General features: G+C 67.4%; 25 protein-coding genes and 1 pseudogene. 13 read left to right on the top strand and 13 right to left on the bottom strand.

The window, feature by feature from the left end; all coding sequences use genetic code 11:
• Positions 1–4 precede the first annotated feature (4 nt).
• The 6 genes from ACFWPX_RS02005 (at position 5) to ACFWPX_RS01980 (ending at position 5904) form a co-directional block, all read left to right on the top strand.
• A complete protein-coding gene (locus ACFWPX_RS02005) occupies positions 5–1663 on the top strand; it encodes an OB-fold domain-containing protein (protein WP_378925071.1) in 1659 nt (552 codons plus the stop codon).
• Positions 1660–2580 carry an alpha/beta hydrolase gene (locus ACFWPX_RS02000; RefSeq protein WP_378925069.1) on the top strand — a complete coding sequence of 307 codons (921 nt, stop codon included), beginning with the start codon at positions 1660–1662 and terminating at the stop codon, positions 2578–2580. Before ACFWPX_RS02005 ends, ACFWPX_RS02000 begins: the two co-directional genes overlap by 4 nt.
• Before the next feature lie 9 nt (positions 2581–2589).
• Complete coding sequence (locus ACFWPX_RS01995) at positions 2590–3006, top strand: Zn-ribbon domain-containing OB-fold protein (protein ID WP_378925067.1); 417 nt, start codon at positions 2590–2592, stop codon at positions 3004–3006.
• A 17-nt stretch (positions 3007–3023) separates the two neighbouring features.
• Complete coding sequence (locus ACFWPX_RS01990; protein WP_378917795.1) at positions 3024–4172, top strand: thiolase family protein; 1149 nt, start codon at positions 3024–3026, stop codon at positions 4170–4172.
• A 63-nt stretch (positions 4173–4235) separates the two neighbouring features.
• Positions 4236–5249: an aromatic ring-hydroxylating dioxygenase subunit alpha gene (locus ACFWPX_RS01985; protein ID WP_378925065.1), complete on the top strand. Its 1014-nt coding sequence runs from the start codon at positions 4236–4238 to the stop codon at positions 5247–5249.
• 37 nt (positions 5250–5286) lie between these two features.
• On the top strand, positions 5287–5904 hold the full coding sequence (locus tag ACFWPX_RS01980) for a cysteine hydrolase (RefSeq protein WP_378925064.1): 618 nt from the start codon (positions 5287–5289) through the stop codon (positions 5902–5904).
• Between the two features lie 83 nt (positions 5905–5987).
• Here ACFWPX_RS01980 and ACFWPX_RS01975 read toward each other — a convergent pair whose 3' ends face one another.
• The 5 genes from ACFWPX_RS01975 to ACFWPX_RS01955 form a co-directional block, all read right to left on the bottom strand.
• Positions 5988–6290 carry a hypothetical protein gene (locus ACFWPX_RS01975; protein WP_378925062.1) on the bottom strand — a complete coding sequence of 101 codons (303 nt, stop codon included), beginning with the start codon at positions 6288–6290 and terminating at the stop codon, positions 5988–5990.
• The gene (locus ACFWPX_RS01970; RefSeq protein WP_378925060.1) at positions 6287–7807 is read right to left on the bottom strand and encodes a class I adenylate-forming enzyme family protein; all 1521 of its coding nucleotides are present in this window, start codon (positions 7805–7807) and stop codon (positions 6287–6289) included. The genes ACFWPX_RS01975 and ACFWPX_RS01970 overlap by 4 nt, the downstream gene beginning before the upstream one ends.
• A 78-nt stretch (positions 7808–7885) precedes the next feature.
• Positions 7886–9184 (bottom strand): amidohydrolase family protein, encoded by a 1299-nt coding sequence (locus ACFWPX_RS01965; protein ID WP_378925058.1) that lies wholly within the window; start codon positions 9182–9184, stop codon positions 7886–7888.
• Between the two features lie 54 nt (positions 9185–9238).
• Complete coding sequence (locus tag ACFWPX_RS01960) at positions 9239–9385, bottom strand: DUF1059 domain-containing protein (RefSeq protein WP_378917807.1); 147 nt, start codon at positions 9383–9385, stop codon at positions 9239–9241.
• Positions 9386–9410: 25 nt separating this feature from the next.
• Complete coding sequence (locus ACFWPX_RS01955) at positions 9411–10631, bottom strand: CaiB/BaiF CoA transferase family protein (RefSeq protein WP_378925056.1); 1221 nt, start codon at positions 10629–10631, stop codon at positions 9411–9413.
• A gap of 91 nt (positions 10632–10722) precedes the next feature.
• On the opposite strand from ACFWPX_RS01955, the gene ACFWPX_RS01950 reads away from it, so the two are divergent.
• Genes ACFWPX_RS01950 through ACFWPX_RS01935 form a run of 4 tightly spaced genes read left to right on the top strand, consistent with a single transcriptional unit; the run spans position 10723 to position 14629 of the window.
• A complete protein-coding gene (locus ACFWPX_RS01950) occupies positions 10723–12264 on the top strand; it encodes an aldehyde dehydrogenase family protein (protein WP_378925054.1) in 1542 nt (513 codons plus the stop codon).
• Between the two features lie 53 nt (positions 12265–12317).
• Positions 12318–13166, top strand: coding sequence for a mycofactocin-coupled SDR family oxidoreductase (locus tag ACFWPX_RS01945; protein WP_378925052.1), 849 nt, complete (start codon positions 12318–12320; stop codon positions 13164–13166).
• 3 nt (positions 13167–13169) lie between these two features.
• Positions 13170–13361: a rubredoxin gene (locus tag ACFWPX_RS01940; RefSeq protein ID WP_378917814.1), complete on the top strand. Its 192-nt coding sequence runs from the start codon at positions 13170–13172 to the stop codon at positions 13359–13361.
• A gap of 2 nt (positions 13362–13363) precedes the next feature.
• A complete protein-coding gene (locus ACFWPX_RS01935; protein ID WP_378926096.1) occupies positions 13364–14629 on the top strand; it encodes an NAD(P)/FAD-dependent oxidoreductase in 1266 nt (421 codons plus the stop codon).
• 60 nt (positions 14630–14689) lie between these two features.
• Here ACFWPX_RS01935 and ACFWPX_RS01930 read toward each other — a convergent pair whose 3' ends face one another.
• Complete coding sequence (locus ACFWPX_RS01930; RefSeq protein ID WP_378925050.1) at positions 14690–16375, bottom strand: FAD-dependent oxidoreductase; 1686 nt, start codon at positions 16373–16375, stop codon at positions 14690–14692.
• A gap of 175 nt (positions 16376–16550) precedes the next feature.
• Between ACFWPX_RS01930 and ACFWPX_RS01925 the strand changes: the two genes are divergently transcribed.
• Positions 16551–17399, top strand: a complete 849-nt coding sequence (locus ACFWPX_RS01925; protein ID WP_378925048.1) for an SDR family oxidoreductase — start codon at positions 16551–16553, stop codon at positions 17397–17399.
• A gap of 18 nt (positions 17400–17417) precedes the next feature.
• Positions 17418–18224: an enoyl-CoA hydratase/isomerase family protein gene (locus ACFWPX_RS01920; RefSeq protein ID WP_378925046.1), complete on the top strand. Its 807-nt coding sequence runs from the start codon at positions 17418–17420 to the stop codon at positions 18222–18224.
• Positions 18225–18232: 8 nt separating this feature from the next.
• Here ACFWPX_RS01920 and ACFWPX_RS01915 read toward each other — a convergent pair whose 3' ends face one another.
• Positions 18233–19096: a TetR/AcrR family transcriptional regulator gene (locus ACFWPX_RS01915; protein ID WP_378926093.1), complete on the bottom strand. Its 864-nt coding sequence runs from the start codon at positions 19094–19096 to the stop codon at positions 18233–18235.
• A gap of 235 nt (positions 19097–19331) precedes the next feature.
• On the opposite strand from ACFWPX_RS01915, the gene ACFWPX_RS01910 reads away from it, so the two are divergent.
• Complete coding sequence (locus ACFWPX_RS01910) at positions 19332–20228, top strand: HpcH/HpaI aldolase/citrate lyase family protein (RefSeq protein ID WP_378925044.1); 897 nt, start codon at positions 19332–19334, stop codon at positions 20226–20228.
• 65 nt (positions 20229–20293) lie between these two features.
• On the opposite strand, the gene ACFWPX_RS01905 is transcribed toward ACFWPX_RS01910, so the two are convergent.
• The 6 genes and pseudogenes from ACFWPX_RS01905 to ACFWPX_RS01880 form a co-directional block, all read right to left on the bottom strand.
• The gene (locus ACFWPX_RS01905; RefSeq protein ID WP_378925042.1) at positions 20294–21523 is read right to left on the bottom strand and encodes a CoA transferase; all 1230 of its coding nucleotides are present in this window, start codon (positions 21521–21523) and stop codon (positions 20294–20296) included.
• Positions 21520–23067 carry a class I adenylate-forming enzyme family protein gene (locus ACFWPX_RS01900; RefSeq protein WP_378926090.1) on the bottom strand — a complete coding sequence of 516 codons (1548 nt, stop codon included), beginning with the start codon at positions 23065–23067 and terminating at the stop codon, positions 21520–21522. The genes ACFWPX_RS01905 and ACFWPX_RS01900 overlap by 4 nt, the downstream gene beginning before the upstream one ends.
• 156 nt (positions 23068–23223) lie before the next feature.
• Positions 23224–24252: pseudogene (locus ACFWPX_RS01895) on the bottom strand (AMP-binding protein); the annotation flags it as partial.
• Positions 24253–24378: 126 nt separating this feature from the next.
• Complete coding sequence (locus ACFWPX_RS01890) at positions 24379–25305, bottom strand: alpha/beta hydrolase (protein ID WP_378925040.1); 927 nt, start codon at positions 25303–25305, stop codon at positions 24379–24381.
• A gap of 40 nt (positions 25306–25345) precedes the next feature.
• Complete coding sequence (locus ACFWPX_RS01885) at positions 25346–26059, bottom strand: TetR/AcrR family transcriptional regulator (RefSeq protein WP_378917829.1); 714 nt, start codon at positions 26057–26059, stop codon at positions 25346–25348.
• Positions 26056–26859, bottom strand: coding sequence for an enoyl-CoA hydratase/isomerase family protein (locus ACFWPX_RS01880; protein WP_378925038.1), 804 nt, complete (start codon positions 26857–26859; stop codon positions 26056–26058). The genes ACFWPX_RS01885 and ACFWPX_RS01880 overlap by 4 nt, the downstream gene beginning before the upstream one ends.
• Between the last annotated feature and the right edge of the window lies 1 nt (position 26860).

The following is a 26860-nucleotide window of genomic DNA, read 5'->3' as shown; positions in this document are numbered from 1 at the left end:
CACCGTGGCCGAGTCCACCCGACGGCCGCCGCCGACGATCACGCCGGAGACCCAGTTCTACTGGGCCTCCGGCGCCGACGGTCGCCTGCGGATCACGCAGTGCCGGTCCTGTACGGCGCTGATCCACCCGCCGCAACCCGTATGCCGATACTGCCGTAGCGAGGACCTCGAGGTCGGCGCGGTCTCCGGATTCGCCACACTGATCGGCTTCACCGTCAACCACCGATTCGCCGTTCCGGGGCTGCCCGCGCCCTACGTCGTGGCGCAGGTCGCGCTCGAGGAGGACTCACGGGTCCGGTTGACCACCAATGTGATCGGCTGCGACCCCGCCGATCTCGTACTCGGGCAGCGGATGGAGGTGGTGTTCGAGCAGACGGGCACCGCCTGGCTACCACTGTTCCGGCCCACAGACCCGCAGTCGCCGCCGGTCCCGCTGCCGGTGGATCCGATCGAACCAGCGGCCGTTCGCGAGCACGTCCGGCCGATGGCGTCGCGGGAGAAGTTCGAGGACAAGGTCGCGCTCACCGGCATCGGCAGGTCCCGGATCGGGCGACGGCTCATGACCGACCCGCTGACCTTGACCCTGACGGCCTGCCGCAATGCGGTAGCCGACGCCGGACTCGGCCTCGACGACATCGACGGCCTGTCCACCTATCCGGGCTCGGGAGATTTCGGGCCTTTCTCCGAAGGAGGGGTCACGGCGGTGGAATCGGCGCTGGGAATCCGTCCGACCTGGTACAACGGCAGTGCGGAGACCTTCGGGCCCGGCGGCTCGGTGATCGCGGCGATGCTGGCGGTGGCGAGCGGGCTGGCTCGCCACGTGCTGTGCTTCCGCACGGTGTGGGAGTCGAGCTACGCCGAACACGTTCGCGCCGGGACGATTTCGCCGTCCGGCGGCATCACCGACCCGTGGCTCGCCCCGTTCGGGGCCATCTCGGCAGCACACCTGCTCGCGCAGACCGCGCAACGCCATTTCCATCGCTACGGCACCGATCGGGAAACGCTGGGCTGGATCGCGCTGAATCAGCGCGCCAACGCGGCGCTCGATCCGTCCGCGATCTACCGGGAGCCACTGACCATGGACGACTATCTGTCCGCCCGACCGGTCACCACGCCCTTCGGCCTTTACGACTGTGACGTGCCGTGCGACGGTGCCGTCGCCGTGATCGTCTCGGCGCGCGAGACCGCCGCCGACCTCGCCCAACCGCCGGTGTTCGTGGAGGCGGTCGGCACCCAGATCATCGAACGGCTCGAATGGGATCAGAGCACACTCACCCACGAACCACAGGTCCTCGGTCAGGCGGCGCACCTGTGGTCGCGCACCACACTGCGCCCCGATGACGTCGATGTCGCCGAGCTCTACGACGGCTTCACCTTCAACTGCCTGTCCTGGATCGAGGCGTTGGGCTTCTGCGGAATCGGCGAGGCCAAGGACTTCCTCCAGGGCGGCAAGAACATCGCCCGCGACGGATCGCTACCGCTGAACACCCATGGCGGGCAACTCTCCCACGGGCGCACCCACGGCATGGGACTGATCCACGAGGCGATCACCCAATTGCGTGGTCGAGCCGAGCAGCGCCAGATTCCGGATGCGCGGGTCGCCGTCGTCAGCAGCGGGGGACTCACCCCCAGCGGTGTCATGCTCCTGCGGGCCCACGCATGAGCGCCGAGGGCACCGGTCTGCTGCGCGAGCCGACGGCTGTGGATGCTGTTGTGGCCAGGGAAGTCCACGTGGCGGGGATCCGGATGTCGGCCCTGTGCGCCGAGGTCGCCGATCCGCGCGCGGTGCTCGTCGCGGTACACGGTGGCGCGACCTCGGCGCGCTACTTCGATGTTCCTGGCCGACCGTGGCTGTCGCTGCTGCGGCTCGGCGCGCGACTCGGCTTCACCGTGCTCGCCCTCGACCGGCCGGGATACGGCGCTTCCGAGCCATGGGACGCGACCTTCGATGTGCCGCAGCGCCGCGTCGACGCGAGCTACGCCGCGATCGACGCCCTCCTCGGCTCGAGCGGGCGCGGCGCGGGGGTGTTCCTCGCGGGACATTCGGCCGGCTGCGATCTGGCCGCACGGATGGCCGCCGACCATCGTGGCGACGAACTGCTCGGCCTGGAACTGGCGGGCACCGGCGTCCACAAACGCCCCGAGGCGATCCGGGTCATCGAACAGATCCGCAAGACCCGCAAAGCGGGCGGGATTCGGGAACTGCTCTGGAGTCCGGCGGAAAGCTATCCGCCCGAGGTGGTGGGCGGGCGTTCGCTCACCGTGGGGACACCGGGCTACGAAGTAGCCGTCGTGCACGACTGGCCGACCGACTTCCCGGTGCTGGCCGCGCAGGTGCGGGTGCCGGTACGGCTGACCGACGCCGAACACGAGCAGGTGTGGCGGACCGACCCTGCGGCACGCGCCGAGATCGAAGGATTCTTCACCGCGACACCACATTTCGCGCACAACCAGCAGGCCGGATCCGGGCACAACGTGAGCGTCGGCTTCGGCGCCGCGGCCTATCACCTCGGCCTGCTGTCGTTCGTTGAGGAATGCGGCCTGCGGTCTGCCCCCTCTCGCAACCAATTCGACGTTTAGGAACCACAGATGCAACGAATGATCGCCCCGGAGATTTCCAACTGGCCGGCCGAGGACTTCCGGCTCGTCGGTGGCTCGTGCGCCGACTGCGGCGCCTCGGTGTTCCCGATCCAGGACCTGTGCCCGCGGTGCAGCCTCCCATCGATCGAGCAGATCACGCTACCGCGCACCGGAACGCTGGTGGCTTGGACGACGCAGGGATTCCTGCCGGGCGCTCCCTATCTCGGAGACGAGACGCCGAAGACCTTCGTTCCGTTCGGAGTCGGACTCGTGCAGCTCGGTGACGTGATCCGGGTCGAAGCCAGGCTCACCGAGAACGACCCCGCCAAGCTCGAGTTCGGCATGGACGTCGAGCTCACGACCGTGTCGCTCGGCACCGACCCCGAAGGCACCGAGGTCATCACCTTCGCCTTCCAACCCGTCTGAGGGACAGGAGTTCTTACATGACCAACGAGGTAGCGATCATCGGCGTGGGGATGCACCCCTTCGGCCGATTCGACGGCAAGACCGCCATGCAGATGGGTACCGACGCGATTCGGGCCGCGCTCGCCGACGCCGGGTTGCAATGGCGAGATGTCCAGTTCGCCGTCGGCGGCAGCTGGGAGGTCGCCAATCCCGACGCGATCGTGGGGATGATGGGACTGACCGGCATTCCGTTCACGAACGTCTTCAATGCGTGCGCCACTTCGGCCAGCGCCACCGAGGCGTGCGCCGACGCGATCCGGCTCGGCAAGTACGACATCGGTATCGCGATCGGTATGGACAAGCATCCGCGCGGGGCGTTCACCGTGGATCCCACGCTCGTCGGGATGCCCAAGTGGTACGGCGAGAACGGCCAGTACCTGACCACGAAGTTCTTCGGGATGAAGGCCAATCGCTACCTCCACGATCACGGGATCTCCCAGGAGACGCTGGCCAAGGTGGCGGCCAAGAACTACCGCAACGGCGGGTTGAATCCGAATGCGTTCCGGCGCAAGCCGATTGCCGAGCAGGACATCCTCGATTCGCCGATGTTCAACTACCCCCTGACCCACTACATGTTCTGCGCGCCGGACGAAGGGGCGGCCGCGGTGATCATGTGCCGTGCCGATATCGCGCACCGGTACACGAGCAAGCCCGTCTATGTGCGAGCCGTCGAGGTACGGACCCGCTCCTACGGTGCCTACGAGGTCAACACGACCTACGCGCCGGTGCAGGAGGATGTGTCGCCCTCGGTCTACGCGTCCCGCAGCGCTTTCGAGTCCGCGGGCATCGCGCCCGAGGACATCGACGTGGTCCAGTTGCAGGACACCGATGCCGGCGCGGAGATCATCCATATGGCCGAAGCAGGGTTCTGCGCCGACGGCGACCAGGAGCGGCTGATCGCCGAGGGTGCGACCGAGATCTCCGGTTCCCTGCCGGTGAACACCGACGGCGGTCTCATCGCGAACGGTGAACCGATCGGCGCCTCGGGCATGCGTCAACTCCACGAGCTGGTCCTGCAACTGCGCGGGACCGCCGGTGAGCGTCAAGTCGCCGGTGCCCCCAAGGCGGGGTTCGCGTTGCTCTACGGCGCCCCCGGGACCGCGGGCGCGACGATCGTCACCACATGAACCGGTCGGGTCCGCTACCCGGTGCCGAAGCCTCGAATAATCGTCCCGCACTGGAGGTGCGTTGTGAAAGTTCCGTTCACCTGGAAGGTCACCGGCTGGTTCATGGTCGGTTGGTCGGCCGAGTTCCCGCTCGGCGAGGCCCGGCCGCTGCGCTACTTCGGCGAGGACCTGGTCGCCTATCGTGACGAGGCGGGCGAGGTACATATTCTGACCGGGCATTGCCGGCATCTCGGCGCCCATATCGGCCACGGCGGCAAGGTCGTCGGCGACTGTGTGGAATGCCCGTTCCACGGCTGGCGGTGGGGACCAGACGGCACCAATCGCAATATCCCCGGCGAGAACCGGGTCAACCGTGGCCTGAAACTGCAGGTATATCCCGTCAACGAGCAGAACGGGTGTGTGTTCATGTGGCATCACCCGGAGGGGAAGGCGCCGCAGTGGGAGATGCCAGACATCCTCACGATGTTTCCCGAGCTGGGTTCCGATCCCACGCAGTACTACCGGCCCTATCCCGAGTTCTCGAGCAAGACCGAACGCGAGCCGGTGCACCCGCAGGTCGTGCTCGAGAACGGTCCCGACAGCCTGCACTTCGAATACGTTCACGGCGCGACGGTCACCCCGCAGATGCTGGACTACAGCGCGGTCGATCACACCTGGAACTTCCTGACCGGGTGGCCCGACGCGCGCAGCGATGATCCGGACAAGATGGCGTTGAAGATCCATGCGCAGATGTTCGGGCTCGGCGGTTCGATCAGCGCGTTCGAGGGATCGTCGAAACATCGGCTGATCTTCGCCACCACCCCGGTCGACGACGAGTGCTCGGACCTGTTCTACTCGATCTGGTGGCCGAAGAATCCGGGCGACGATTCCGACGTACCGCCGCCGGAAGTTCGTGCGCGGGTGGAGAAACAGTTCCTGGTGACGGTCTGGGAGGATCTGAGCATCTGGCGCTACCAGAAGTACGTCGAGCGGCCGCCGCTCTCGCCGAAGGATGCCAAACCCTATCTGTCACTGCGTAAGTGGGCCACCCAGTTCTACGATGTTCCGCCGGTGGACGCCGCCACGGTGTCGTCGTGACGCGCGCCGTAGACGGCGCGGCCGACGCGGTGCCCGGGTGAGTGCCCGGCCGCTGGCCGAGCTCGTGGCCCCCGTGCACACGGCCGTGATCACCCAGGAATGCCAGGGTGCGGTGGTCGGTGCCGCCGCCGGACTGCCCGCGCTCGCCCAGGAGGCTCGCCGCACGGCGCTGCCCAACATCGGAGCACTGCTCCCGGCGGCCCGTAGTGCCGGGGTACAGGTCGTGCACTGTCTGGTGTGGCGACGCGCCGACGGCCTCGGCTCCAATCACAATGCGAAACTGTTCGCCCTCGGCCGCCGCGGCGTCGCGGTGACCCCGGGTAGCGAGGGCGCGAGGCTGCTGCCCGAATTCGGGCCGGAGCCTGCCGATCTGGTGCTCGGCCGCCAGCACGGGCTGGGGCCGATGGGGGGCACCGACCTCGATGCGGTGCTGCGCAATCTCGGCATCAAGACCATTGTGGCGGTCGGGGTTTCGTTGAACGTGGCGATACCGAACCTGGTGATGGACGCGGTCAACGCCGCCTACGACGTGGTGCTGCCGCGCGATGCGGTGGCGGGCGTTCCGCGCGAATACGGCGAGGCGATCATCGACAACACGTTGTCGTTGATCGCCACCGTCACCACCACCGAGGAGTTGCTGGCCGCCTGGCGCTGAATACCATTCGGCCACAGTACTTCCCGACAACAAAGGGCGCTCCGGCCTCATCGAGGCGGGAGCGCCCTGTGCGCACGTCGAGGTCAGTCACTGGACGGAAGTTGTTTGGCCTCCTTGAGTTCGAGCGGCACCGCGTCCACGTCGAGGGTGCCGCTGCCTGCCTGCGTGACGAGGATTTCGGCGCCGGTCTCGTGGACATAGCGCTTACCGACCGCGGTACCGCCGGCGAACGCGGGATCGAGAACCGCGCCGGTGTCGGACACCGCGCCGAGCGGCACCATCGGTACGCCGCCGCAGCGCAGGCCGTCGATGGCCTCGGTGGATTTGATGACGATGACCTGTGTCTGACAGACCTGGCTCGCCAGCCGGGTGCCGCTCTTGATCACGATGCCTCCTTGGCGATAGATGGGACGGCCGAGAATTCCTGAACGAGAGTGCGCCGCAGGATCTTTCCGGTCGGTGTGGTGGGCAGCTGGTCGCGGAAGACGACACGGTCCGGTGTACGCGAGCCGCGCAGATTCTCGCGCACATACGCGCGCAGCAGTTCCGGGTCCGGTGTGGTGCCGGGGGAGGGCACGACGACAGCGACGATGATCTGTCCCCACTGCTCGTCGGGTACACCGATCACGGCGACCTCGCGCACCTGCGGATGTTCGACGAGAACGTCTTCGAGTTCGGCGGGCGCGATGTTCTCGCCACCGCGAATGATGGTGTCGTCGGAACGTCCACCGATGAACAGGAAGCCGTCGGTATCGAGTTCGGCGAGATCCTTGGTGGGGAACCAGCCGTCGGGATCGAGGACCGAACCGATCTCGGCGTACACGCCCGACACCTGCGGTCCCCGGACGAACAGTTCGCCGACTTCGCCCGACCCGAGGACGGTGCCGGTCGCGTCGCGGATCTGCAACTCGACACCGGGCACGGCTCGGCCGACCGATCCGAGCCGCCTGGCGACTACGGGATCGCCGGAGCCGTGAGCGATCCGGTGATCCTCGGGAGTCGACACGGCGATGGTCGAGCTGGTCTCGGTGAGACCGTAGGCGTTGACCAGGCCGACTTCGGGCAGCAGCTCGATGGCCGCGCGGACCAGCGGCAGCGGTGCCTTGGATCCGCCGTAGGCGAGGGTGCGCAGCGTCGGCAGGTCGATGCCGGGCCTCGCGCGGAGCGCGGTGACGATGCGGTCGAGCATGGTGGGCACGACCGTGGCATTGGTGATCCGTTCCGCGCGGACGAGGTCGATCCAGCGGGTGGGGTCGAACTGCCGCAGGTACACCGTCCGTCGGCCGGCGTACAGATTCGACAGCGCCGCGCCGACCCCGGCGACGTGATAGGGCGGCACGCACACCAGCGCCGCGTCGTCGGGTTCGGCGGAGGCGAACTCGACGGTCCCCATCACATAGCCGGTGAGGTTGGCATGGGTCAGTTCGACGGCCTTGGGCCGCGAGGTCGTGCCGGAGGTGAACAGCAGCACGGCAACGTCATCGGGCGAGGCGTCCTGGACTTCGTGGTCCCCGCTCGCGGTCCGGAGGGCGGCGAAGAACAACGCGGAGTCGATGACCTGTTTGCCGCAACCCGCCACCATGTCGAGGTATTCGGCGTCGACAACGATCAGCGGTGTGGGCAGCCGGTCGATCAGTTCGCGTAGCGCCGCCGCGCTGAGGCGGTAGTTCAGCGGCGTGAACGCCACCGCGGCGCGCGCGGATCCGAACAGCAACAGCGGCAGCATGATGCCGCCCGTTCCCACATACGCGACGTGCCCGGCGCCGGAGGAGCCGATCAGCCCGGCCGCCCGGTCGGCCAGCTCGCTCAATTCCGCCGCGCTCGTTCGCGTGCCGTCGGAGACGACCGCGGCCCGCTCCGGTTCACTGGCCGCGACCATCTCGAGCATCACCGAAATGCTCAATACATCACCTCATCGGTTTCAGAGAAGGAAACGGCCACCCCTGGCGTGGATGCCGAGGGTGGCCGCGTCGTCGTGCGGTCAGCCCGCGTTCTGGGCGGTAGCCGCTTTGATCTGGGCCTGGAACGCCTGGAGCTTGTCCTCGGAGCTGGAGTTCTTGTGCTTGCGGGCCTGGATGCTCACGTCGTGGTCGGCCGCGGCCGCCCGCAGTGCACCGACGGTGGCCTGCTCGCGCGGAATGTGCTGGAACGGGTCGAAGGAGTACCAGCGCATCGCGTTGAGATGGGTCATCTTGTCGATCTCGTCGTCGGGCACCTGCTCGCGCCCGAGGACCTGCTCGAGCACCTCGGGCGCGTCGGGCCACATGGAATCGCTGTGCGGGTAGTCCATCTCCCACATGATGTTGTCGATGCCGATCTCGTGGCGCAGCCGCACGCCGATCGGATCGCTGATGAAGCAGGTCATGAAGTGGTCGCGGAACACCTGCGAGGGCACCTTCCCGCCGAAGTCCTGCATCGTCCAGGTGGAGTGCATCTCGAAGGTGCGGTCGACGCGCTCGAGGAAGTACGGAATCCAGCCGGTGCCACCCTCGGACAGCGCGATCTTGAGGTCCGGGTAGTCCTTGACCGGGCGCGACCAGAGCAGGTCCGCCGCGGCCTGCACGATGTTCATCGGCTGCAAGGTGATCATCACATCCGGCGGCGAGTCGACCGCGGGGATCGACAGCCGTCCCGAGGAGCCGATGTGAACGTTGAGCACGGTGTCGGTGTCGACGAGGGCTTTCCACAGCGGATTCCAGAACGGATCGTGGAAGCTCGGGTATCCCAGTGCGGCGGGATTCTCGCTGAACGTCAGCGAGTGCACGCCCTTGTCCGCGACCCGGCGGACCTCGGCGGCGCACAACTCGGCATCCCAGATCACCGGCAGCGCCATCGGGATGAACCGGCCGGGGTAGGCGCCGCACCATTCGTCGATGTGCCAGTCGTTGTAGGCCTGCACCAGGGCGAGGGAGAAGTTCGAGTCCTCGGTCGCGAACAGCCGTCCCGCGAAACCGGGGAACGACGGGAAGTTCATCGACGCCAGCACCCCGCCCGCGTTCATGTCCTTGATGCGCTCGTGGACGTCGAAACACCCGGGGCGGATCTCGTCGAGGCCGTCGGGCTCGAGCCCGTACTCCTCCTTCGGACGCCCCGCCACGGCGTTGAGCGCCACATTGGGGATGACGGTGTCGCGAAACTTCCAGACGTCGGCGCCGTTGTCGGTACGCACCAACTGCGGCGCCTCGGCGGCGTACTTCGCGGGCAGGTGGTTCTTGAACATGTCCGGCGGCTCGATGATGTGGTCATCGACGCTGATCAGGATCATGTCGTTCTTATCCACGATCACACTCCTTATATGATTACAGTAAGGCTTACAATATAGCTCATGGCCGCCTCAGTAGGCCATGAACAGGATTTGCTCGCGGCTGTATTCGTGGTCAGGGTGCTGCTCGGCGAGATGTCGTCGAGCCACAGCGACCAGATCGTCTTCGTCGGCGCCGCTCAGGAATTCACCGCACGGGCAGCTCAGGTAGCGCTTCATCGCTCGGCCCCGCCCATGGTGGCGGTCACAGGATCGCCCCGCTCTCCTTGGCGGCGATGATGTCGTCCCATCCCAGGCCGAGCTCGAGCAGGATCGTCTCGGTGTGCTCGCCGTACTCGGGGGCCCGGCTCGCCGGTGCGGGCAGTTCGTCGAATTGCACCGGGGCGGCCACGGTTCGGTAGTCGTTGCCCGCGCTGTCGGTCACCGTCATGAGATAGCCGTTGGCCACGACCTGCGGATCGTCGAGGACCTCGCGCGGGCTCGCGATCGCCGCCCACACGCCCGGCTCGTCGGCGAGTGCCTTCTGCCAGTCGGCGAGATCGCGCTCGGCGAAGGTCTTGCGCAGCTCGGCTGTCGCGGCCTCCTGGTTGACGACCAGGTTCGCCAGCGGCACGAATCGTTCGTCGACACCGAGATCCGGTCTGCCGATGCGCTCGCAGAATCCACGCCAGTAGCGGTCGGCTTGGAGCAGGACGAGCTGGACCCAGCGATTGTCCCGGGTTCGGTACCGGTTCACCGCGGGGTTCGGGGCGGTGCCTGCCACGCCGATCGGAATGCGGTCGATGTCGTAGTAGTCCGCGGCCGCGATATCCGGTGCGACAGCCCACATTCCCTGCGCCAGCAGCGAACTGTCGACGAGCGGGGCGTGTCCGGTGCGTTCGCGATGGAACAGTGCCGCGGTGACGCCACCGGCCAGGGTGATGCCGCCCTGGAGGTCGCCGAAGGCAGGCCCCTGGATCATCGGGAATTCGGCGTTCGTCGGCGTCAGTGCGTAGGCGACGCCGCCGCGCGCCAGATAGCTCGCCGCGTCGAACCCGCCGCGGTTCTTCTCCGGACCCCGGCTGCCGGCGCCGCTGCCCCTGGCGATGATCACGTTCGGGTTGAACTCGCGGATCTGCTCGACGGTCAATCCGGCTCGCTCGAGCGGGCCGGGCAGCCAATTGGTCAGGAACACATCGGCATCGGCGATCAACCGGCCGAGGATCTGCCTGCCCTGTTCGGACTTGATATCGACGCCGATGCTGCGTTTGCCGTGATTGCCGAGCTCCATCATGAAGTTGGCGCGCACCGCGGTGCCGGTTCCGTCGAGACCGCCGATGGTCAGGTTGCGGCACGGATCGCCGCCGCTGGTGTCCTCGATCTTGATCACATTCGCGCCCCAGTCGGCCAGTGCGGCTCCCGCACTCGGCACATAGGTCCACGATGCCAATTCGATCACTGTGACGCCACTGAGCAAACCGGACATCGGCGCTCCTCTCCCGCGATTGATACGTGTCGTGAAGTACTATACGGTAATCATTACAGTTACTCATCCAGGATGGCCATCGGGAGGCAATGTGAGCGACGTCGTCGAAGAGCGGACGGCCCTGAGCCCGGAGTGGGGTCACCGGGCAGCCGCCCGAGCCGAGTTCCGCATGCTCATCGATGGTGAGTTGACGGCGGCGGCGTCGGGTGGCTCGTTCGACAATCGCAGTCCGGCCACCGGGCTGCTGCTCGGCACCACCGCGGCGGCCGAGGAGCAGGACATGCTGCGCGCGATCGCCGCCGCTCGGCGTGCTTTCGACGAGACCACGTGGTCGACCGACGGCGACCTGCGTCGCCGGTGTCTCGAACAACTCCAGCGCGCGCTGGAATCGGAGATCGAGCTGTTACGCACCGAACTCGTCGCCGAGGTCGGCTGCCCGGTGATGACCACACAGAACGCGCAACTGGAATGGCCGCTGGCCGAGGCGTTGCGGTACCCGGCGGGACTGATCGATGACTTCGAGTGGGAGCGGGTGCTCGAGGGCGGTGGGCTGTTCGGTGATCGCAACAGGCGCACCGTGGTTCAGGAACCGGTGGGCGTGGTCGCCGCGATCTGCCCGTCGAACTTTCCGATCGAGGTCATCCTCAACAAGCTGGGTCCGGCGCTGGCGGCCGGGAACACCGTCGTGCTCAAGCCGGACCCGAACACGCCGTGGAACGCCACCCGACTCGGCCGGCTGATCGCCGAGCACACCGACTTCCCGCCCGGCGTGGTGAATGTCGTGACCACCCCCTCCAACGAGGTGGCCGGTCTGCTGGCGACCGACCCCAGGGTCGACCTCATCTCCTTCACCGGCTCGACCGCGGTGGGCCGCACCCTCCTGCGCCAGGGTGCGGGCACCATGAAGCGCACCTTCCTCGAACTCGGTGGAAAGTCCGCGCTCATCGTGCTCGACGACGCGAAACCGGAGCACGCGGTGCGCAGCGCCATCGGTGTGTGCGTGCACGCGGGCCAGGCCTGCGCGGCGACGAGCCGGATGCTGGTGCACCGCTCGATGTTCGACGACATGGTCGCGGCGGTCGGGGCGGCGTTCGCGGCGGTCCCGGTGGGCGATCCGGTGCTGCCGCACACGCTGGTCGGCCCGGTCATCAACGCGGCCCAGAGAGCCCGGGTACTCGACTCGTGCGCGCAGGCGATTCGCGACGGCGCGCAGCTGGTCACCGGCGGTGGTCTGCCCGCCGATCTGCCCGCTCATCTGGCCGACGGTCATTTCGTCGAGCCGACGGTGTTCGTCACCCAGAACCCGGAATCGGCCATCGCCCAGGACGAGATCTTCGGCCCGGTCCTGGTGATGATCCCGTTCTCCGACGACGAGGAGGCAGTGCGGATCGCCAACAACAGCGCATTCGGGCTGGCGGGCGCGGTGCTGTCACAGTCCGACGAACGCAGCATGGGGATCGCCCGTCGGCTCAGGACCGGTGCGGTCGGCGTCAACGGCGGCATGTTCTACGGCGCCGACGCACCGTTCGGTGGCTACAAGAACAGCGGCGTCGGTCGCCAGTGCGGCATCGAGGGATTCCAGCAGTACCTGGAGACCAAGACCATCGGCTCCCGGTTGCCGCGACAGCACTGAATTGCTTGTCGGGCAGAACAATTCACCATCGAAGAACTGAAAGGTTGTCACCAGTGGGAAAATTGGACGGCAAGGTCGCGGTCATCTCGGGCGCGGCGCGAGGGCAGGGACGCTCGCACGCGGTGAACCTCGCCGCTGAGGGCGCGAGCATCATCGCCTTGGACATCTGCGCCGACCTCGAAGGCAATACCTACCCGCTCTCGCGGCCCGAGGACCTGGAGGAGACGGGCAGGCTGGTCGAGAAGGAAGGTGTGCGTTTCCATCCGGTGATCGTCGACGTGCGCGAGCGCGGCGCCGTCTGGCAGGCGATCGCCCAGGGGGTCGAAGCGCTGGGACGGCTCGACATCGTGGTCGCCAACGCGGGTATCGCCCCGCTGGGGCGCGGCCAGACCATCCAGTCCTGGTCGGACACCATCGACACGGACCTCGTCGGTGTGTTCAACGTGGTGCAGGCAAGCCTTGCTCATCTGGGCCCTGGATCGTCGATCATCGCCACGGGCTCCCTCGCCGCGCAGCTGGGCAGTTCGACCAAGCAGGGGCCGGGCGGTTCCGCCTACAGTCTCGCGAAACAGGTTGTCGCGCACTACGTCAACGACCTGGCGATCCAGCTCGCGAAGAAGTCGATTCGCGTCAACGCGGTGCATCCCACCAACGTCGACACCGACATGCTGCACAACGACGGCATGTACAAGATCTTCCGCCCGGATCTCGAGGCTCCCACTCGCGCCGACGCCGAGGCGGCCTTTCCCGCGATGCAGGCCATGCCCGTCCCTTACATCCAGCCACAGGACGTCTCGAACCTCGTGGTCTTCCTCGCCTCCGAAGACGCTCGATACATCACCGGCAGCCAGTTGCGGGTGGATGCGGGTGGTTTCGTCAAGGCCGTGCCCTGGGGGAAGTGAGCGATGACCGACACTACGACGGTGTACAAGCTCTACCGCTGTGTCATCTGCGGATGGGAGTACGACGAGGAACTGGGCTGGCCGGACGACGGGATCGAACCGGGCACCCGCTGGGACGACATCCCCGAGGACTGGACCTGCCCGGATTGCGGCGCCGAGAAGGCCGAGTTCGACATGGTCGAGGTCGATCGGTGACGATGTCGCGCCGCGGCCGGGTGGTGATCGTCGGCACGGGTGTCGGCGGCGCCACTGCGGCCGAGACGCTGCGCAAGGGCGGGTTCGCCGGATCGATCGTGCTGGTCGGCGACGATCCGGCGGCGCCCTATCGGCGACCGATGGTGTCCAAGGAATTGTTGTCGGGCGCGGTCGGCGTGGAGAAGGCGCGGCTCAAGCCCGAGATGTTCTGGGCGGACACGACTATCGAGTTGCGCACGGGCGTGACCGCGCGTGCGGTCGACACCGCCTCGGCCGTCGTCGAGCTCGACGGCGGCGCCGAGCTCGCCTACGACGCGCTCATCCTGGCGACCGGAGGCAGGCCGCGGCGCCTGGATTCGTTGCTGCCCGACGCTGATACGTTGCGGCACCTGCACGACGCGGCCCGATTGCGGCAGATTCTCGATCGCGTCGGTGCCACCGGCGCCGTGCCGAGGGTCCTCGTCGTCGGCGGGGGACTGGTCGGTTTGGAGGCGGCCGCCACCGTGCGGACACTCGGCGCCGATGTCGTGGTGCTGGAGACGGCGGACCGGGTGCTCGGGCGGGTGGTTCCCGCCGAGGTCTCGGCGAGTTATGAGCGGTTGCACCGGGACCGAGGGGTCTCGATGCACACCGGAACACGGCTCGCGTCAGCGCACGAGGAGAACGGCCGGACCCATGTGATCGCCGAGGACGGCCGGGAATGGGTCGCCGACGTGGTGATCGCGGCGGTCGGCATGACGCCCGCCACCGAACTGGCGGTGGGCGCCGGCCTCACGGTCGACGACGGCATCGTCGTCGACGAGTTCGGCGTGACCTCGGCGGCCGGGGTGTACGCGGTCGGTGATGTCGCGCGGGTGCCGAATCGGATTCTCGGTGGGACCGACCGGATCGAGCACTGGAACCACGCGCAAGCCCACGGCGCTGCCGTGGCACGCACCGTGTTGGGGGCGAGGGTGCCCTACGAGGAGGTTCCGTGGTGCTGGACGAACCAGTTCGGCCGCAACCTCCAGATCGCGGGTTGGCCGGCGCACGGCACGGAGTCGATCGTCTACGGCGACATCGATGCCGGTCCGTTCCTCGCGCTGACGCTCTCCGAGGATCGCCTGGTCGGCGTGCTCGGGGTCGGCAGGCCCAGGGATGTCCGGGCGGCCCAGACGTTGATCAAGAACGGCCCGTATCTGCCGAGGGCCGTGCTGGCGGCCGATGATATCGACCTGGTCGAGTTGGCCTCGGCGCCACAGTATTTCGCCGCGGCAGTGCGGGAGTAACGCTCGCCCGAAGTGCTCGACCGACCGCCGCTTCGCCGATCGAAGCGGCGGTCGGTTCGTTCAGGACGGCACCTTCGCTGTCCGTGCCGCGTCGAGCAGGTCGTCGTGGTCGGTGAGTTTGACCCGTGGCCTGCCGTCCGGTGTGCCCGCGGCCTGCTCGGCCAGATCGATGGCCTTCCATCCCGCGCGGTCGACGACATCGGGCTGGCGCTCGTCGACGAGGGCCGTGAGTGCGGCCCGATCACCGGTGGGCGCGGTGAGTCTGCCCGCGACGAAGTCGGCGACGAGGTGCTCGACGGTCTCCGCCGAGTCGACGCGGTTGGATCCGATGACACCGCGCGGCCCGCGCTTGATCCAGCCGCTGACATAGACGCCGGCGATCGGCAACCCGTCCGCGCCGATGACGCGTCCGTGCTCATTGGGCACCACACCTCGGGCCTCGTCGAAGGGCAGATCGGCCACAGCGGCTCCGCGATACCCGATCGACCGCAGCACGAGACCGGTCTCCAGACGCTCGACGCGATCGGTGGCCCGCGCCACCCGCTGTCCGTCCCGGTCGACCAGTTCGTTGTGGGCGAACTCGAGGGCTTCGACCCGATCGCTGCCGTGAATCTCGCTCGGAGAAGTCAAGTAGCGGAACACGATCCGCTTGTTCCCGGGATCGGCTCGGTCGCCCGCGTATTCCTCGGCCAGGGCGTACTTCAATCGCAGGGACGGCCCGGCGTCCGGGTTGTCGAGGACAGCGCGGTCGAGCGGATCCAGCGCGAGATCGGCCTCATCGATGATCACGTCGACACCGTCGAGATGGCGCAGCGCCATGAACTCCGGACCGGTGTAGGCGGCCTGCAACGGGCCGCGCCGCCCGAGCAACACGACCTCGCGGATATTGCTGTCGCGCAGCGCCGCGAGGGCGTGGTCGGCGATATCGGTCCCGGCCAGCGCGTCCGGCGAAACGGTCAGCACACGGGCAACGTCGAGCGCGACGTTGCCGTTGCCGACGATCACCGCGCGCGGCCCGGAGAGGTCGAATACGCGGTCGGCGTAGTCGGGGTGGCCGTTGTACCAGGCGACGAATTCGGTGGCCGAATGCGAACCCGGCAGATCCTCGCCGGGTACACCCATCCGGCGGTCGCTCGACGCGCCGACGGCATAGAGCACCGCGTGATGGTGGACCATGAGTTCCTCGTGTGAGATGTGCTTGCCCACTTCCACATTGAGGTAAAGGCCCACCGCATCGCCACGGAACGCGGACTCGAACAACCGTGTCACGGTCTTGGTGCCCGGATGATCGGGGGCGACTCCGGCGCGCACCAGGCCCCACGGTGTCGGCAGCTTGTCGAAGATCTCGACCTCGGCTCCGCAGCGGCGCCGTAGCTCATCGGCGGCGTAGCACGCGGCGGGTCCGGCGCCGACGATCGCGACCCGGAGCGTGCCCAGATCCTTGGGTGGGCGGGTTGCCGGCACGATCGAATCGAACGTCGGGCCGAGCGGATGATGCTGGAAATAGGTGGCGTTGATCTCGCGGAACCGCGCCAGCGACGCGGTCAGGCTGTCTTCGGGGAAGATAGCCTCGACCGGGCACGCATCCGCGCACGCACCGCAATCGATGCAGGTGTCGGGGTCGATGTAGAGCATTTCGGCCGTCGCGAATTCGGGGTGGTCCGGCCGGGGGCGAATGCAATCGACCGGGCACTCGGCGACGCAGGTGGCGTCGTTGCAACAACGCTGGGTGATGACATAGGCCATGTGTGCTGCTCCTTCTGGAGGGTGAAATGCCGAGTCAGTCGGCGCCGATCGAGTCGCCAGCTGCTGGCGCGCGACGTTGACTGGTGGTATTACTGTAATAGCAACTGGAAGGCATTCGTAGTCATTCCTCGGCGACGACGTGCGGCCCGGAAGGTCGAACAGATGGGAGCCGGTGATGCCGGACAGTGACAAGCCACTCGCGGGCAAGACCCTGATCATGTCGGGCGGCAGCCGCGGCATCGGCCTCGAGATCGCCAAGCGGGTGGCCGCGGACGGGGCGAACATCACCCTCGTCGCCAAGACCGATCAGCCCCACCCCAAGTTGCCGGGCACTGTGCACACCGCGGCGGCGGAACTCGAACAGGCGGGTGGGACCGTTCTGAAGGTCATCGGTGATGTGCGCGACGACGCGGTGGTCGCGGCGGCGATCGATCGGACGGTCGAACGTTTCGGCGGGATCGACATCGTGGTCAACAATGCCTCGGCGATCGACCTGTCCACCACCGAGGCCCTGTCGATGAAGGCCTACGACCTGATGCTCGACATCAACTGTCGAGGCAGCTTCCTGCTGTCCAAGCTCGCCATCTCGGCACTGAAGAAGTCGGCGCTGGCCGGACGCAACCCGCACATCCTGACCCTGTCGCCACCGCTGAATCTCGATCCACGCTGGGCCGGAGCCCATCTCGGCTACACCATCGCCAAATACGGTATGTCGCTGACGACGCTGGGATTGGCCGAAGAACTGCGCGCCGACGGTATCGGCGTGAACTCGCTGTGGCCGCGCACCACGATCGCCACGGCAGCGATCCGGAACCGGCCCGGCGGCGAGCAGCGGATCGCCACCTCACGCACCCCTGCCATCTGTGCCGACGCCGCCTATCTGGTGCTCACCTCGTCCGCCGAACACACGACGGGCAACTTCCTGATCGACGAGGAGGTGCTGGCCGAGCACGGGATCACCGACCTGGACAGGTATCGGGCGGTGCCGGGGGACGCTCCGCTGTCCGTCGATCTTTTCCTCTAGCGCAGGGAGTCCGAGCAGATGACGGAAGAGCTTGTGCTGCATCAGCTGCGGCGCGGCGGAGTGTGCACGTTGACACTGCATCGCCCGCACCGCAAGAACGCGATCAACATCGATCTGTGGATCGCCCTGCGCGAGGCGCTGGACACGATCGCGCACGACCCCACCGTGCGGGCGGTCGTCCTCACCGGGGCGGGTGGATCGTTCTGCTCCGGCGCCGACGTCGTCGACAGCGATCCCTACGCCGCGCCGTTCACCAAACTGCAGGCGATCTCGGAGGTCGCCCAGCGGCTCCACGACCTGTCGGTGCCGACCATCGCCAAAGTGCGCGGTGTCGCCGTCGGCGCCGGCTGGAATCTGGCGTTGGGGTGCGACCTCGTCGTCGCGACACCGGATGCGACGTTCTCCCAGGTCTTCGCCCGCCGCGGGCTCTCGCTGGACTGCGGCGGATCGTGGTTGCTGCCCAAGCTCGTCGGAGTGCAGCAGGCCAAGCGGCTGGCCCTGCTGGCCGAGACGATCGACGCCGCCGCGGCGCTCGAGCTCGGTCTGCTCACCTGGGTCACCCCCGAGGCCGAGATCGACGACTTCGTCGACCGGATCGCCGACCGGCTGGCGGCCGCCCCGCCGATCGCCGTCGCACAGACCAAGGCACTGCTCAACGAGGGCGTCGACCGGACGATGCACGAGGCGCTGGCCAGTGAATCGCGTGCGCAAGCAGTCAACTTCGCGACAGCCGATGTCCCCGAGGCGTATGCGGCGTTCGCGCAGAAGCGAGAGGCCGCATTCACCGGGGCGTGGAACGTCCGCCGACCCGACGGCGACCGATAGCCCGCTCGTTATTCGGCCTTGGCGGCGGCCCTGCTGCGTCGCGGGGCAGCGACCTTTTTCGCTGCCACTGTCTTCTTGGCCGCCACGGTCTTCTTCGCGGCCACGGCCTTTTTCGCCGGTCCGGCGGCCGCCTTCTTGGCGGGAGTGGCCTTCTTACGCGGCGCCGACGGCGGTCCCGCGGCGATCAATCGGCTCGCCCGCTCGAGAATGGCCTCGAGGCCGTACTCGAAATTGTGATCGTCGGGAGCGCCGCTGCGGTGGCCGCGCGCCCCCGCCTCGGTCAGCAGCGGAGTGGCTTCCGGGGAAATGGTGAGGTGCTCGTAGTACGCGCCGCGCTCGTTGCCGGATTCCTTGTTCTTGTCGTAGAGCCGCTGCAGGACAATGGATCCGCGGGTGTGCAACTGGATCGCCGAGTAGGTGTCGACGGCGTCGTCGAGCGGCAGGCCGGCTTCCATGAGGCCGGCGATCACCTGCTCGGTCATTTGGGCGCCGATTTGCGCGCTTCGTGGGCTGAGTGCCGATCGGATGAGGATCAGATCGCAGAGAATGGGGTTGCCCAGGAACGTCTCCCGCATGGTCCTGGCATGGTTGCGCATGGTTTCGCGCCAGTCACTGGCCTCGATGAACGGGGCCTCGCTCGCATACTGCTGCAGTGCGCGATCGGTCATGGCGTTGAGGAGATCGTCCTTTTTGCGGAAGTACCAATAGATGCTGGTCACTCCGACATCGAGATGCTTGCCGAGCATCGGCATGCTCAAATTGTCGAGGGAAACATCTTCGGCGAGTTCGAATGCGCCGTCGATGATGTCCTCGGGGTTGAGTGAGCCCCGCTCGCGCCGCTGCCGTTTCTCCGTAGCCGCTTGCTGTTTCACCATGCCGTAACCACCTTTGTGAAGTCCCTGGGTTGCCGACGTCACCTGTTGTCGACGCTGTGCCGCCGATACCGGTGGTACGCGCCACAGTAAATACTACCGGGGGGCATTCTATCGGCTCGTCGAGCCGATCACGGGGAGGGGGCGAACCGGTGTCGGCAGCGCGTCGAAAATATTCGGCAGATCAATTACTGTCGGTAATACAGTAATAGTTTCGATCAAGAAGGGGTCGATCATGACCGATAGTGGACTCAGCGGGTTCGATGCCAGGTCTTGGTTGTTCGCTCCCGGTGACAGTGCCCGAAAGATGGAGAAGGCGGCCGCCGGCCCCGCCGACATCGTGCTCATCGATCTCGAGGACGCCGTCGCGGTCGCCGAGAAGCCCGCCGCCCGGAAACGAGCCGCGGATTTTCTGGCGGCACACTCGGACTCGGACCGCGGACGACTGTGGATTCGGGTCAATCCGCTCGACGGGCCGCACACGCTGGCGGATCTGGCCGCGATCGTGCCCGCGCGACCGGGTGGGATCATGCTGCCCAAATCGCGTGGTGGCCACGACGTGCGGACGCTGGACCACTATCTGTCCGCGTTGGAGGTCGCCGCCGGTGCCGAACCCGGCGACATCGAGGTGATCGTGTTGGCACCGGAATCCGCCGAAGCCGTCTTCACCACCGGAACCTATCGGGGCGCACCGAGATTGACCGCGCTCACCTGGGGTGTGGAAGACCTGGCCGAGTCGCTGGGCGCCAGTACGAACCTCGGTCCCGACGGAGGCTACGGCTTCACCTACGAACTGGCGCGGAGTCTGTGTCTGGTCGGCGCGGCGACGGCCGGGGTGGCCGCCGTCGACACCATCTACGGAGACTACCGCGATCTGGACGGTGCGCGTGCGCGTGCCGAAAAGGCCCGCCGCGAGGGCTTCCGGGGGATGCTGGCCATTCACCCGGACCAGGTGGAGGTCATCAACGCGGCCTTCGCGCCGAGCGATCAGGAATTGGCCGCTGCCAAGGAGATCGTGGATCTGTTCGCCGCCGATCCCGAAGCCGGAGCGATCGGCTATCGGGGAGCTCTGCTCGATCGACCCCATCTGGCCAGGGCGCAGGCGCTACTCGCCAACCGGCGGCACTCCTGATCCTCGGTCACCCCGAAGCGGCACTCGGCGAGGATGCGGCGGATTCCGCACCCTCGCCCGCGAGATCAACTCTCGGTCGCGATCACGGCCGCGTCGCGCAATTGCGCGATGGCGGTCGGTGGCAGGCCGAGTTGCTCGCGTAGGACGGCTTCGGAGTGTTCGCCGAGCCGTGGCGCCGGCTGCGGCGCGGTATGGGAGCCGTTCACTGAAGCGGGGGCGCTGGGTGCGAGGTAGGTGCCGACGCCCGGTTGAAGCATTTGCGCGAACAAGGGATTGGCGGTGACTCGTGGATCACCCGCGACCTCGTGAAATGTCCGGTAGCGCTCCCACAGGATCGAGGTGCGTTCCAGCGCGGCAGTGATCTCGACGCCCGTGCGGGCGCGAAACCACGGCGTGAACAGGCCGGTGAGGACATCACGGTGGTGGTAGCGGGCGCCTTCGTCTGTGAAGTCGGCGTCCAGAGCTGTGGCGAGCGCGTCGACGGCGGCGCGGGTTCCGGTGAGTTCGGTGAGTGCGTGAAAGTGCCGGGACGTGAGGGCGACGATCATGAACGTGGCACCGTCGGCCCCGGTGAAATGCTGACCGTACTGGCCGTAGATGGCGTTGCCCAGGCGCGGCCGCGGCGTCTCGCACAGCATCGCCTCGGTGAGGAAACCGAGATTTCCCGCCGTCGCCAGCGCGACATCCTCCAGCGGCAGCGTGATCCGGCTGCCCTCCCCGGTCGCCTCGCGGTGCCGCACGGCCCCGGCGATCGCCAGTGCGGCGTACATTCCGCAGAGCAGATCCCACGCGGGCAGAACCTGATTGATCGGCCCCGCGTGCTCGGCGGGTCCGGTGACCATCGGAAAACCGACCGCGGCGTTGACGGTGTAGTCCACGGCATTCGATCCGTCGGCACGCCCGAGGATTTCGAGCCGGATCAGATCGCGACGCTGCGCGGCGAGCGTGTCGTAGTCGAGCCAGTCGCGCCCCACGGTGTTGGTGAGCAGGATTCCGCCGCCTGGGCCGCTGCCGGTGATCAGGCGCGAGATCAGTTGTTGCCCAGCGTCGGAGCGCAGGTCGGCCGCGACCGAACGCTTGCCCTTGTTGAGGCCGGTCCAGTAGATGCTCGCACCGTCGTCGGTGAGCGGCCAGCGATGGTAGTCGGCCGCCCCGCCGAGGGGGTCGACCCGGATCACGTCGGCACCGAGCTGGCTCAGCGTCATCCCCGCCAGTGGTGCGGCGACGAAACTGGAGATCTCCACCACCCGAACCCCGGCCAACGGCCGCGCCGCCGATCTCCCGGTCTCGTTCATCGGAGGGTGCTCGCGAGCTGGGCGGCGGCGAGGATTTCCCGCAGGCCGACGACGTCGACCTTGCCGGTCGTTCCGCGGGGTACACGATCGGGGGAGTCCAGCAATGCCCACACCGCCGGAACCTTGAAGGCGCTCAATGATTCTCGGACCTGACCCCGGATAGATTCGGGTGTCATCTCGGTACTCGCACACACCACGAGCGCGCCGACCCTGGCCCCCTGGACGCCGGGCACATCGGTGACGAAGGCCTCGGTCACTCCGTCGACCGCACGCAGTGCCTGTTCCACCTCGCTGGGATACACCGTCGCTCCGCTGACCTTGAACATGTCGTCCGCCCGCCCGTGATAGAAGAGGAACCCTTGGGCGTCGAGATGGCCCAGATCGCCGGTGACGTAGAAGCCGTCGGGTGTGAGGACGTCGTCACGTCGGCAGATGCCACGCAAGATGTGCGGGCCGCGGAGCTCGATGACGCCCACGGCCCCGGTCGGGACCGGGCGACCGTCGCCGGGATCGCTGATGCGAACCTCCATGCCGGGAAACGGTCTACCGCAACTGCCCCACGCGGAAATCGGCATATCGGTATCAGCGGGATAGCCGCAGTAGGGGCCGAACGACTCCGTCATCCCGAACAGATTGGCGCGCGCTCCGGGCTGTGCCCGCAACGACGGCGGCAACAGGGCCTCGAGACTGCCCGAACGCAGTGTGGGCACCGTGACGGCGAGCTCCTCGGCTCGCCGTGCCAGTGCTTGCGCCTGATCGGGCCAGCCACGGAACAGGGTGACCCGCTCGCGCCGGATCAGCTCGAGGGTGGCCTCGGGTCGCGGGATGTCTTCGGTGACCAGGGTGGCGCCCGCCAAGAGCGCGGAAAGGACGCCGCCGCCGAGGCCACCGACCCAGAAGAACGGCATCGGCAGGTACAACCGCGTTGTGGAGTCGACGCACCGTGCGGTGAGTCCCGCCCGGACCGCGCCGAACGCACTGCCGTGGGAGTGCAGGACCCCTTTGGGCATGCCCCTACTGCCCGAGGTGAACAGGATGACCAAGGGATCGCCGGTCGCGACGGTCTCGGCGAGGGCATCGACGATCTGAACGGCGGGTGCGCTCGGCTGCGCGGTGAGGAGACGATCAACGGTCCAGATGCGGCGCAGCGCGGGCAGTGCCGCGTCGCGGAGGGTGTCGTCCTCGCTCGCCGCGGTGGGAAGGTCGTCCAGATATCGGCGGCCGCGAAACTCCTTCACTGTCACCAGAATTCGGACCGAGGCCACCCGCAACTGGGCGCGGAGCTCCGGCGGCTGCAACAGGGTACTCAGCGGGACAAGTACCGCACCGATCCTGGTCAGCGCCACCGCGATCTTGATCCACGCGGTGCCGTTGGGCAGCAGTACCCCGACCCGGGTGCCCTTCCCGACGCCTGCGTCGACGAAGACGGCGGCCAGGTCCCGAGTGGTCGAGTCGAGCTCGGCGTAGGTGAGCTGCGAAGTCGGTTCGACCACCGCTTGCCGGTCCGGGATCCGGGCGGCCGTGCGGCGAATCACTTGGTCCATGGTGCCCTCGGTTGAAGCCTCGGGAGCCGCGATTCGGGCGCTTTCGGCGACGGTGACGGAGATCAGTCCGGCACTGTCGCTGCGTGCGAGAGTGCCGGTGTGGAACCAGCCGTCGCGGTCGAAGCACTCTTCGCGGTTGCGGCGGTGGTAGCCCCGCATGACGTGGCGTCCGCGGAAGCAGAGTTCGCCCACGACACCGGGACCGACGGTCGCACCCGTGAGCTGGTCGACGATCTTGATGTCGAGACCGGGTGCCGGAGTTCCGTGTTCGAGCAGCACGACCCCGCCTGCTTCGGTGACACCGCCGATGTCGTTGCTCGGGTACGGAACCGCGGATCGCTGGGAGGTGACGGTGTCGACCTCGAGCAGGTCGACACCTGCGGCAGCGTGGTTGCTGTCGGAGTACCGCAGGGTCGATCCGGCGACCAGGGTGGCCAGCAGTCCGAGTGCCAGGCCGCCGATCGAGGAGAACGGTTCGTCGCAGGTCAGAACATCGTGTTCGGACGAGCCGTGAAGCTCGCGCAGGTTCCCCAGCAACCCGGCGTGGGTGTGGACGACGCCCTCCGGTGTGCTCCCCGCTGCGGCGGTGTAGACGATGGCGAGCGGGTCCGATCCGTGCACATCGTCTTCGAGCGCGTGGAGAAGCTCTTCGCTGATCGCCTTCGCCTGCTCGCCGATGTTGTGCAGGAACCTCGACGGTGTGGGCGAGGCGTCCACGACGACGTGGCGCAGTTGTGGCGCGGCCGTGCAGTACCACCGGCCCGACTCGTCGAACTCCGCGCCGGTGAGCGCCTCGGACAGTCGGCGGATGTCGTCGTGTGGTGCATCAGCGGCCCGAAGCACGATGTGAACATCGCTGTGCGCCAAGCGCTCTCGCAATTCCGACGTCGAGGAGGGGGCCAGGGGCACCGATATCGCGCCGATGCGAGCCGCGGCGAGCAGGCCGACGACGAACTGCGCTCCCCGCGGATACATCAGTCCGACATGGGTTCCCTTCCCGGCGCCGAGTGCGATCAAGCCGCGGGCAAGGTGTGCCGAACGGCGCTCGGCCGCACGGTAGGTCAGTTCTTCGTCGGCGCAGAGCAGCAGCGGCTTGTCGGGTTGAGCGCGTGCGGTGCGGTGCAGCACCTCCACGATCGTGGGGGAGTCGGGCGTAAGAGGCTCGTGGTAGTCGATATCGCTCATCGGGGCCTCGCACTCCGTTTTCCGCTCAATACTGTCTGCTATACGGTATGCAGTACCGTGGCCTGTACTGAACAAGGTAGCAAGCATCGGCTGCCAGGGAAAGCGCAGCGGGACCGGGCTCGGACTTCACTCGGCGTGCGCGTGGCCCGCATCGCCGTTGAGCGCCTCGTCGAGTACCTCGAGTCGGGCACGCTGAAAGGCGCGCGCGACCGGCGCCCACCTCTCGACCAGGTCGAAGCCGTGGTAGGCGCCGGGCACCACCCGCAGGGTGCAGGCAATGCCTGCCTGCCGAAGGCGTTCGGCATAGGCGAGGTTCTCGTCGTAGAACAGGTCGTTGGTTCCTACGCCGATCCAGGCGGGCGCGAGCGCGGTCAGGTCGTCGCAGCGGGCAGGCGCGGCCAGCGGCGATATATCGTCGCCGGCAGGGCCGAGGTAGGAACGCCAGCCGAGCCGGTTGCTCTGTTCGTTCCACATCCGCAACCGGGTGGGAGCGGGGTAGGTCCGGGCGGTGGTCCGGTCGTCGAGCATCGGATAGGACAGCACCTGGAGAACGGGGCGGACCTCAGTGCCCCAGGTGCTGAGGTGGGCCAACGCGGCGGCCAACCCACCGCCGGCGCTTTCGCCGACGATCGCGATCCGCCGGGCATCGACATCCGGTCGAGCTGCCAGCCAGCGCAGCGCCGCGTAACAGTCCTCGAGCGGGGTGGGGAACGGGTGTTCGGGTGCCAGCCGGTACTCGACCGAGGCCGCGACCGCGCCGAGTTCGTCGGCGACCTGCCGGCAGAATCCGTCGCCCATCGCCGCATTGCCGATGAGATATCCGCCGCCGTGGACGAACAGAACCGCCGGTGCTTTCGGCCGTGCGCGGCGGGGCAGGAACAGCCGGACGGTGACATTCTCGTCGACCTGCGCGAGCACGCCTTTCGACGGTGGTCGTTTGCCGCTGCGAGCGAGCAGTTTCCTGATGAGCCCTACCGACCGTGCTCCCACGACGGTCTGTGGCAGGTATCGGGCCAAACGTAGGTCGCGATGAAAGTCGGTAGGTTCGTCCACGGATGCTCAGGCCACCATCTCGTCGTAGTCTTCGGCTGCCTCATCGATCTTGCCCCTCGATCGTGCGCTTCGCGTGATCCAGGATGCATTGCAGCCCCCACTCGAAGTTCCGGTCGTCCGGCGCTCCTGTCCGCCTGCCTTTGGCCATGGCGGCCGCGAGCAGCGGAGTCGTCTCGGGGTCGACGTGGATGACGTCGTAGTAGGCGGTCGCGTCGCTGCCGAGCTCCTGATTCTTGTCGTGGAGTCGTTGGAGCACTACCGAGCCCTGGACGTGCAGGTTGACCGCGGAGTAGACGGTGAAGGCTTCGTCGACGGAGAGCCCGGCCTTGACGAGGCTCGCGACCGTGCGCTCCACCTGTTCGGCACCCAGCCTCGCCGCGTGTTGACTGAGCGCCGAACGGATCAGGACGAGGTCGCACAGGATCGGATTGCTCAGGAAGGCGCGGCGCATGGTGCGCGCGTGGCGCATCAGCGACTCCCGCCAGTCGTGTGCTTCGACGGAAGGGTACGGCGCCGCGTAGATGAACTGGCGCAGCGCGCGATCGGTCATGGCGTTGAGCAGGTCGTCCTTCTTGCGGAAATACCAGTAGATGCTCGTGACGCCGACATCGAGGTGTTTGCCGAGCAACGGCATGCTGAGCCCGTCGACCGAGACCTGTTCGGCCAGTTCGAACGCGCCGTCGATGATGTCAGCGGGATTGAGCGATCCGCGTTCGCGGCGGCGACGTGGCTGCCCGAGTTGTCGACCGGTCATGGCGCGACTTGCTGGTCGGCGGCGGCGTACACCGGGTCACGCTTTTCGGCGAAGGCGGCGAAGGCTTCGATCACGTCGGCACCGGTGAGGTTGACACCCGCGGCCCGCGCTTCGGCATCCAGCGCCTCGGACAAGGTTCGTTCGGTTCCGGCATTGAGCAGGTCTTTGGTCTGTCGCAGCGCGAGGGGCGGTCCGGCCGCCAGCTTGCCTGCTATGTCGTCGACGAACTCGTCGATCGTCTCGACGGGCTGCAGCCAGGTGACCAGCCCGAGCTCGTCGGCCTGCTCGCCGGTGATCATCTCCGTCAGCAAGGTCAGGCGCTTGGCCTGTTGTAAGCCGATGAGCCTGGGCAGCAGCCATGAGCCACCGCAGTCCACCGACAGCGCGCGGCGGGCGAAGATCTGGCAGAACCGTGCCTCGGGGGTCGCGACCACGAGATCGCAGGCCAGTGCGAGGTTCCACCCCGCGCCGACCGCGACGCCGCGCACCTTTGCCACCGTCGGCACCGGTAGCTCGTGCAACAGCCGCACGGTCTCGTTGATGGTGTGCAATTCGCGAGCCGGATCAGGGAACTCGTCCATTCCCTCGGTCGCGGCGATATCGGCTCCCGCACAGAATGATCCGCCTGCTCCGGTGAGGACAACGGCACGCACCGTGGGGTCGTTGGCGATGTCACGCAGTGCCGCCCGCAGCGCGTGCCACATCGGGGTGCTGATCGCGTTCTTACGACGCGGGCGGTTGAGTGTCAGCGTGCGCACGCCGGCGGTGTGGTCGATGAGCAAAACAGGTTCGTCTGTCACT

This window comes from Nocardia sp. NPDC058518, from assembly GCF_042719655.1.
GTDB lineage: Bacteria > Actinomycetota > Actinomycetes > Mycobacteriales > Mycobacteriaceae > Nocardia.
This window is presented reverse-complemented; position numbering and strand designations above follow the sequence as displayed.

Excerpts from the sequence above, each read along its gene's own strand:
- ACFWPX_RS02000 (WP_378925069.1), top strand. The coding sequence starts at position 1,660 with ATGAGCGCCGAGGGCACCGGTCTGCTGCGCGAGCCGACGGCTGTGGAT.
- ACFWPX_RS01995 (WP_378925067.1), top strand. The coding sequence starts at position 2,590 with ATGCAACGAATGATCGCCCCGGAGATTTCCAACTGGCCGGCCGAGGAC.
- ACFWPX_RS01990 (WP_378917795.1), top strand. The coding sequence starts at position 3,024 with ATGACCAACGAGGTAGCGATCATCGGCGTGGGGATGCACCCCTTCGGC.
- ACFWPX_RS01960 (WP_378917807.1), bottom strand. The coding sequence starts at position 9,385 with ATGAAGCGCTACCTGAGCTGCCCGTGCGGTGAATTCCTGAGCGGCGCC.
- ACFWPX_RS01955 (WP_378925056.1), bottom strand. The coding sequence starts at position 10,631 with ATGTCCGGTTTGCTCAGTGGCGTCACAGTGATCGAATTGGCATCGTGG.
- ACFWPX_RS01940 (WP_378917814.1), top strand. The coding sequence starts at position 13,170 with ATGACCGACACTACGACGGTGTACAAGCTCTACCGCTGTGTCATCTGC.
- ACFWPX_RS01935 (WP_378926096.1), top strand. The coding sequence starts at position 13,364 with ATGTCGCGCCGCGGCCGGGTGGTGATCGTCGGCACGGGTGTCGGCGGC.
- ACFWPX_RS01930 (WP_378925050.1), bottom strand. The coding sequence starts at position 16,375 with ATGGCCTATGTCATCACCCAGCGTTGTTGCAACGACGCCACCTGCGTC.
- ACFWPX_RS01925 (WP_378925048.1), top strand. The coding sequence starts at position 16,551 with ATGCCGGACAGTGACAAGCCACTCGCGGGCAAGACCCTGATCATGTCG.
- ACFWPX_RS01920 (WP_378925046.1), top strand. The coding sequence starts at position 17,418 with ATGACGGAAGAGCTTGTGCTGCATCAGCTGCGGCGCGGCGGAGTGTGC.
- ACFWPX_RS01910 (WP_378925044.1), top strand. The coding sequence starts at position 19,332 with ATGACCGATAGTGGACTCAGCGGGTTCGATGCCAGGTCTTGGTTGTTC.
- ACFWPX_RS01905 (WP_378925042.1), bottom strand. The coding sequence starts at position 21,523 with ATGAACGAGACCGGGAGATCGGCGGCGCGGCCGTTGGCCGGGGTTCGG.
- ACFWPX_RS01900 (WP_378926090.1), bottom strand. The coding sequence starts at position 23,067 with ATGGACCAAGTGATTCGCCGCACGGCCGCCCGGATCCCGGACCGGCAA.
- ACFWPX_RS01885 (WP_378917829.1), bottom strand. The coding sequence starts at position 26,059 with ATGACCGGTCGACAACTCGGGCAGCCACGTCGCCGCCGCGAACGCGGA.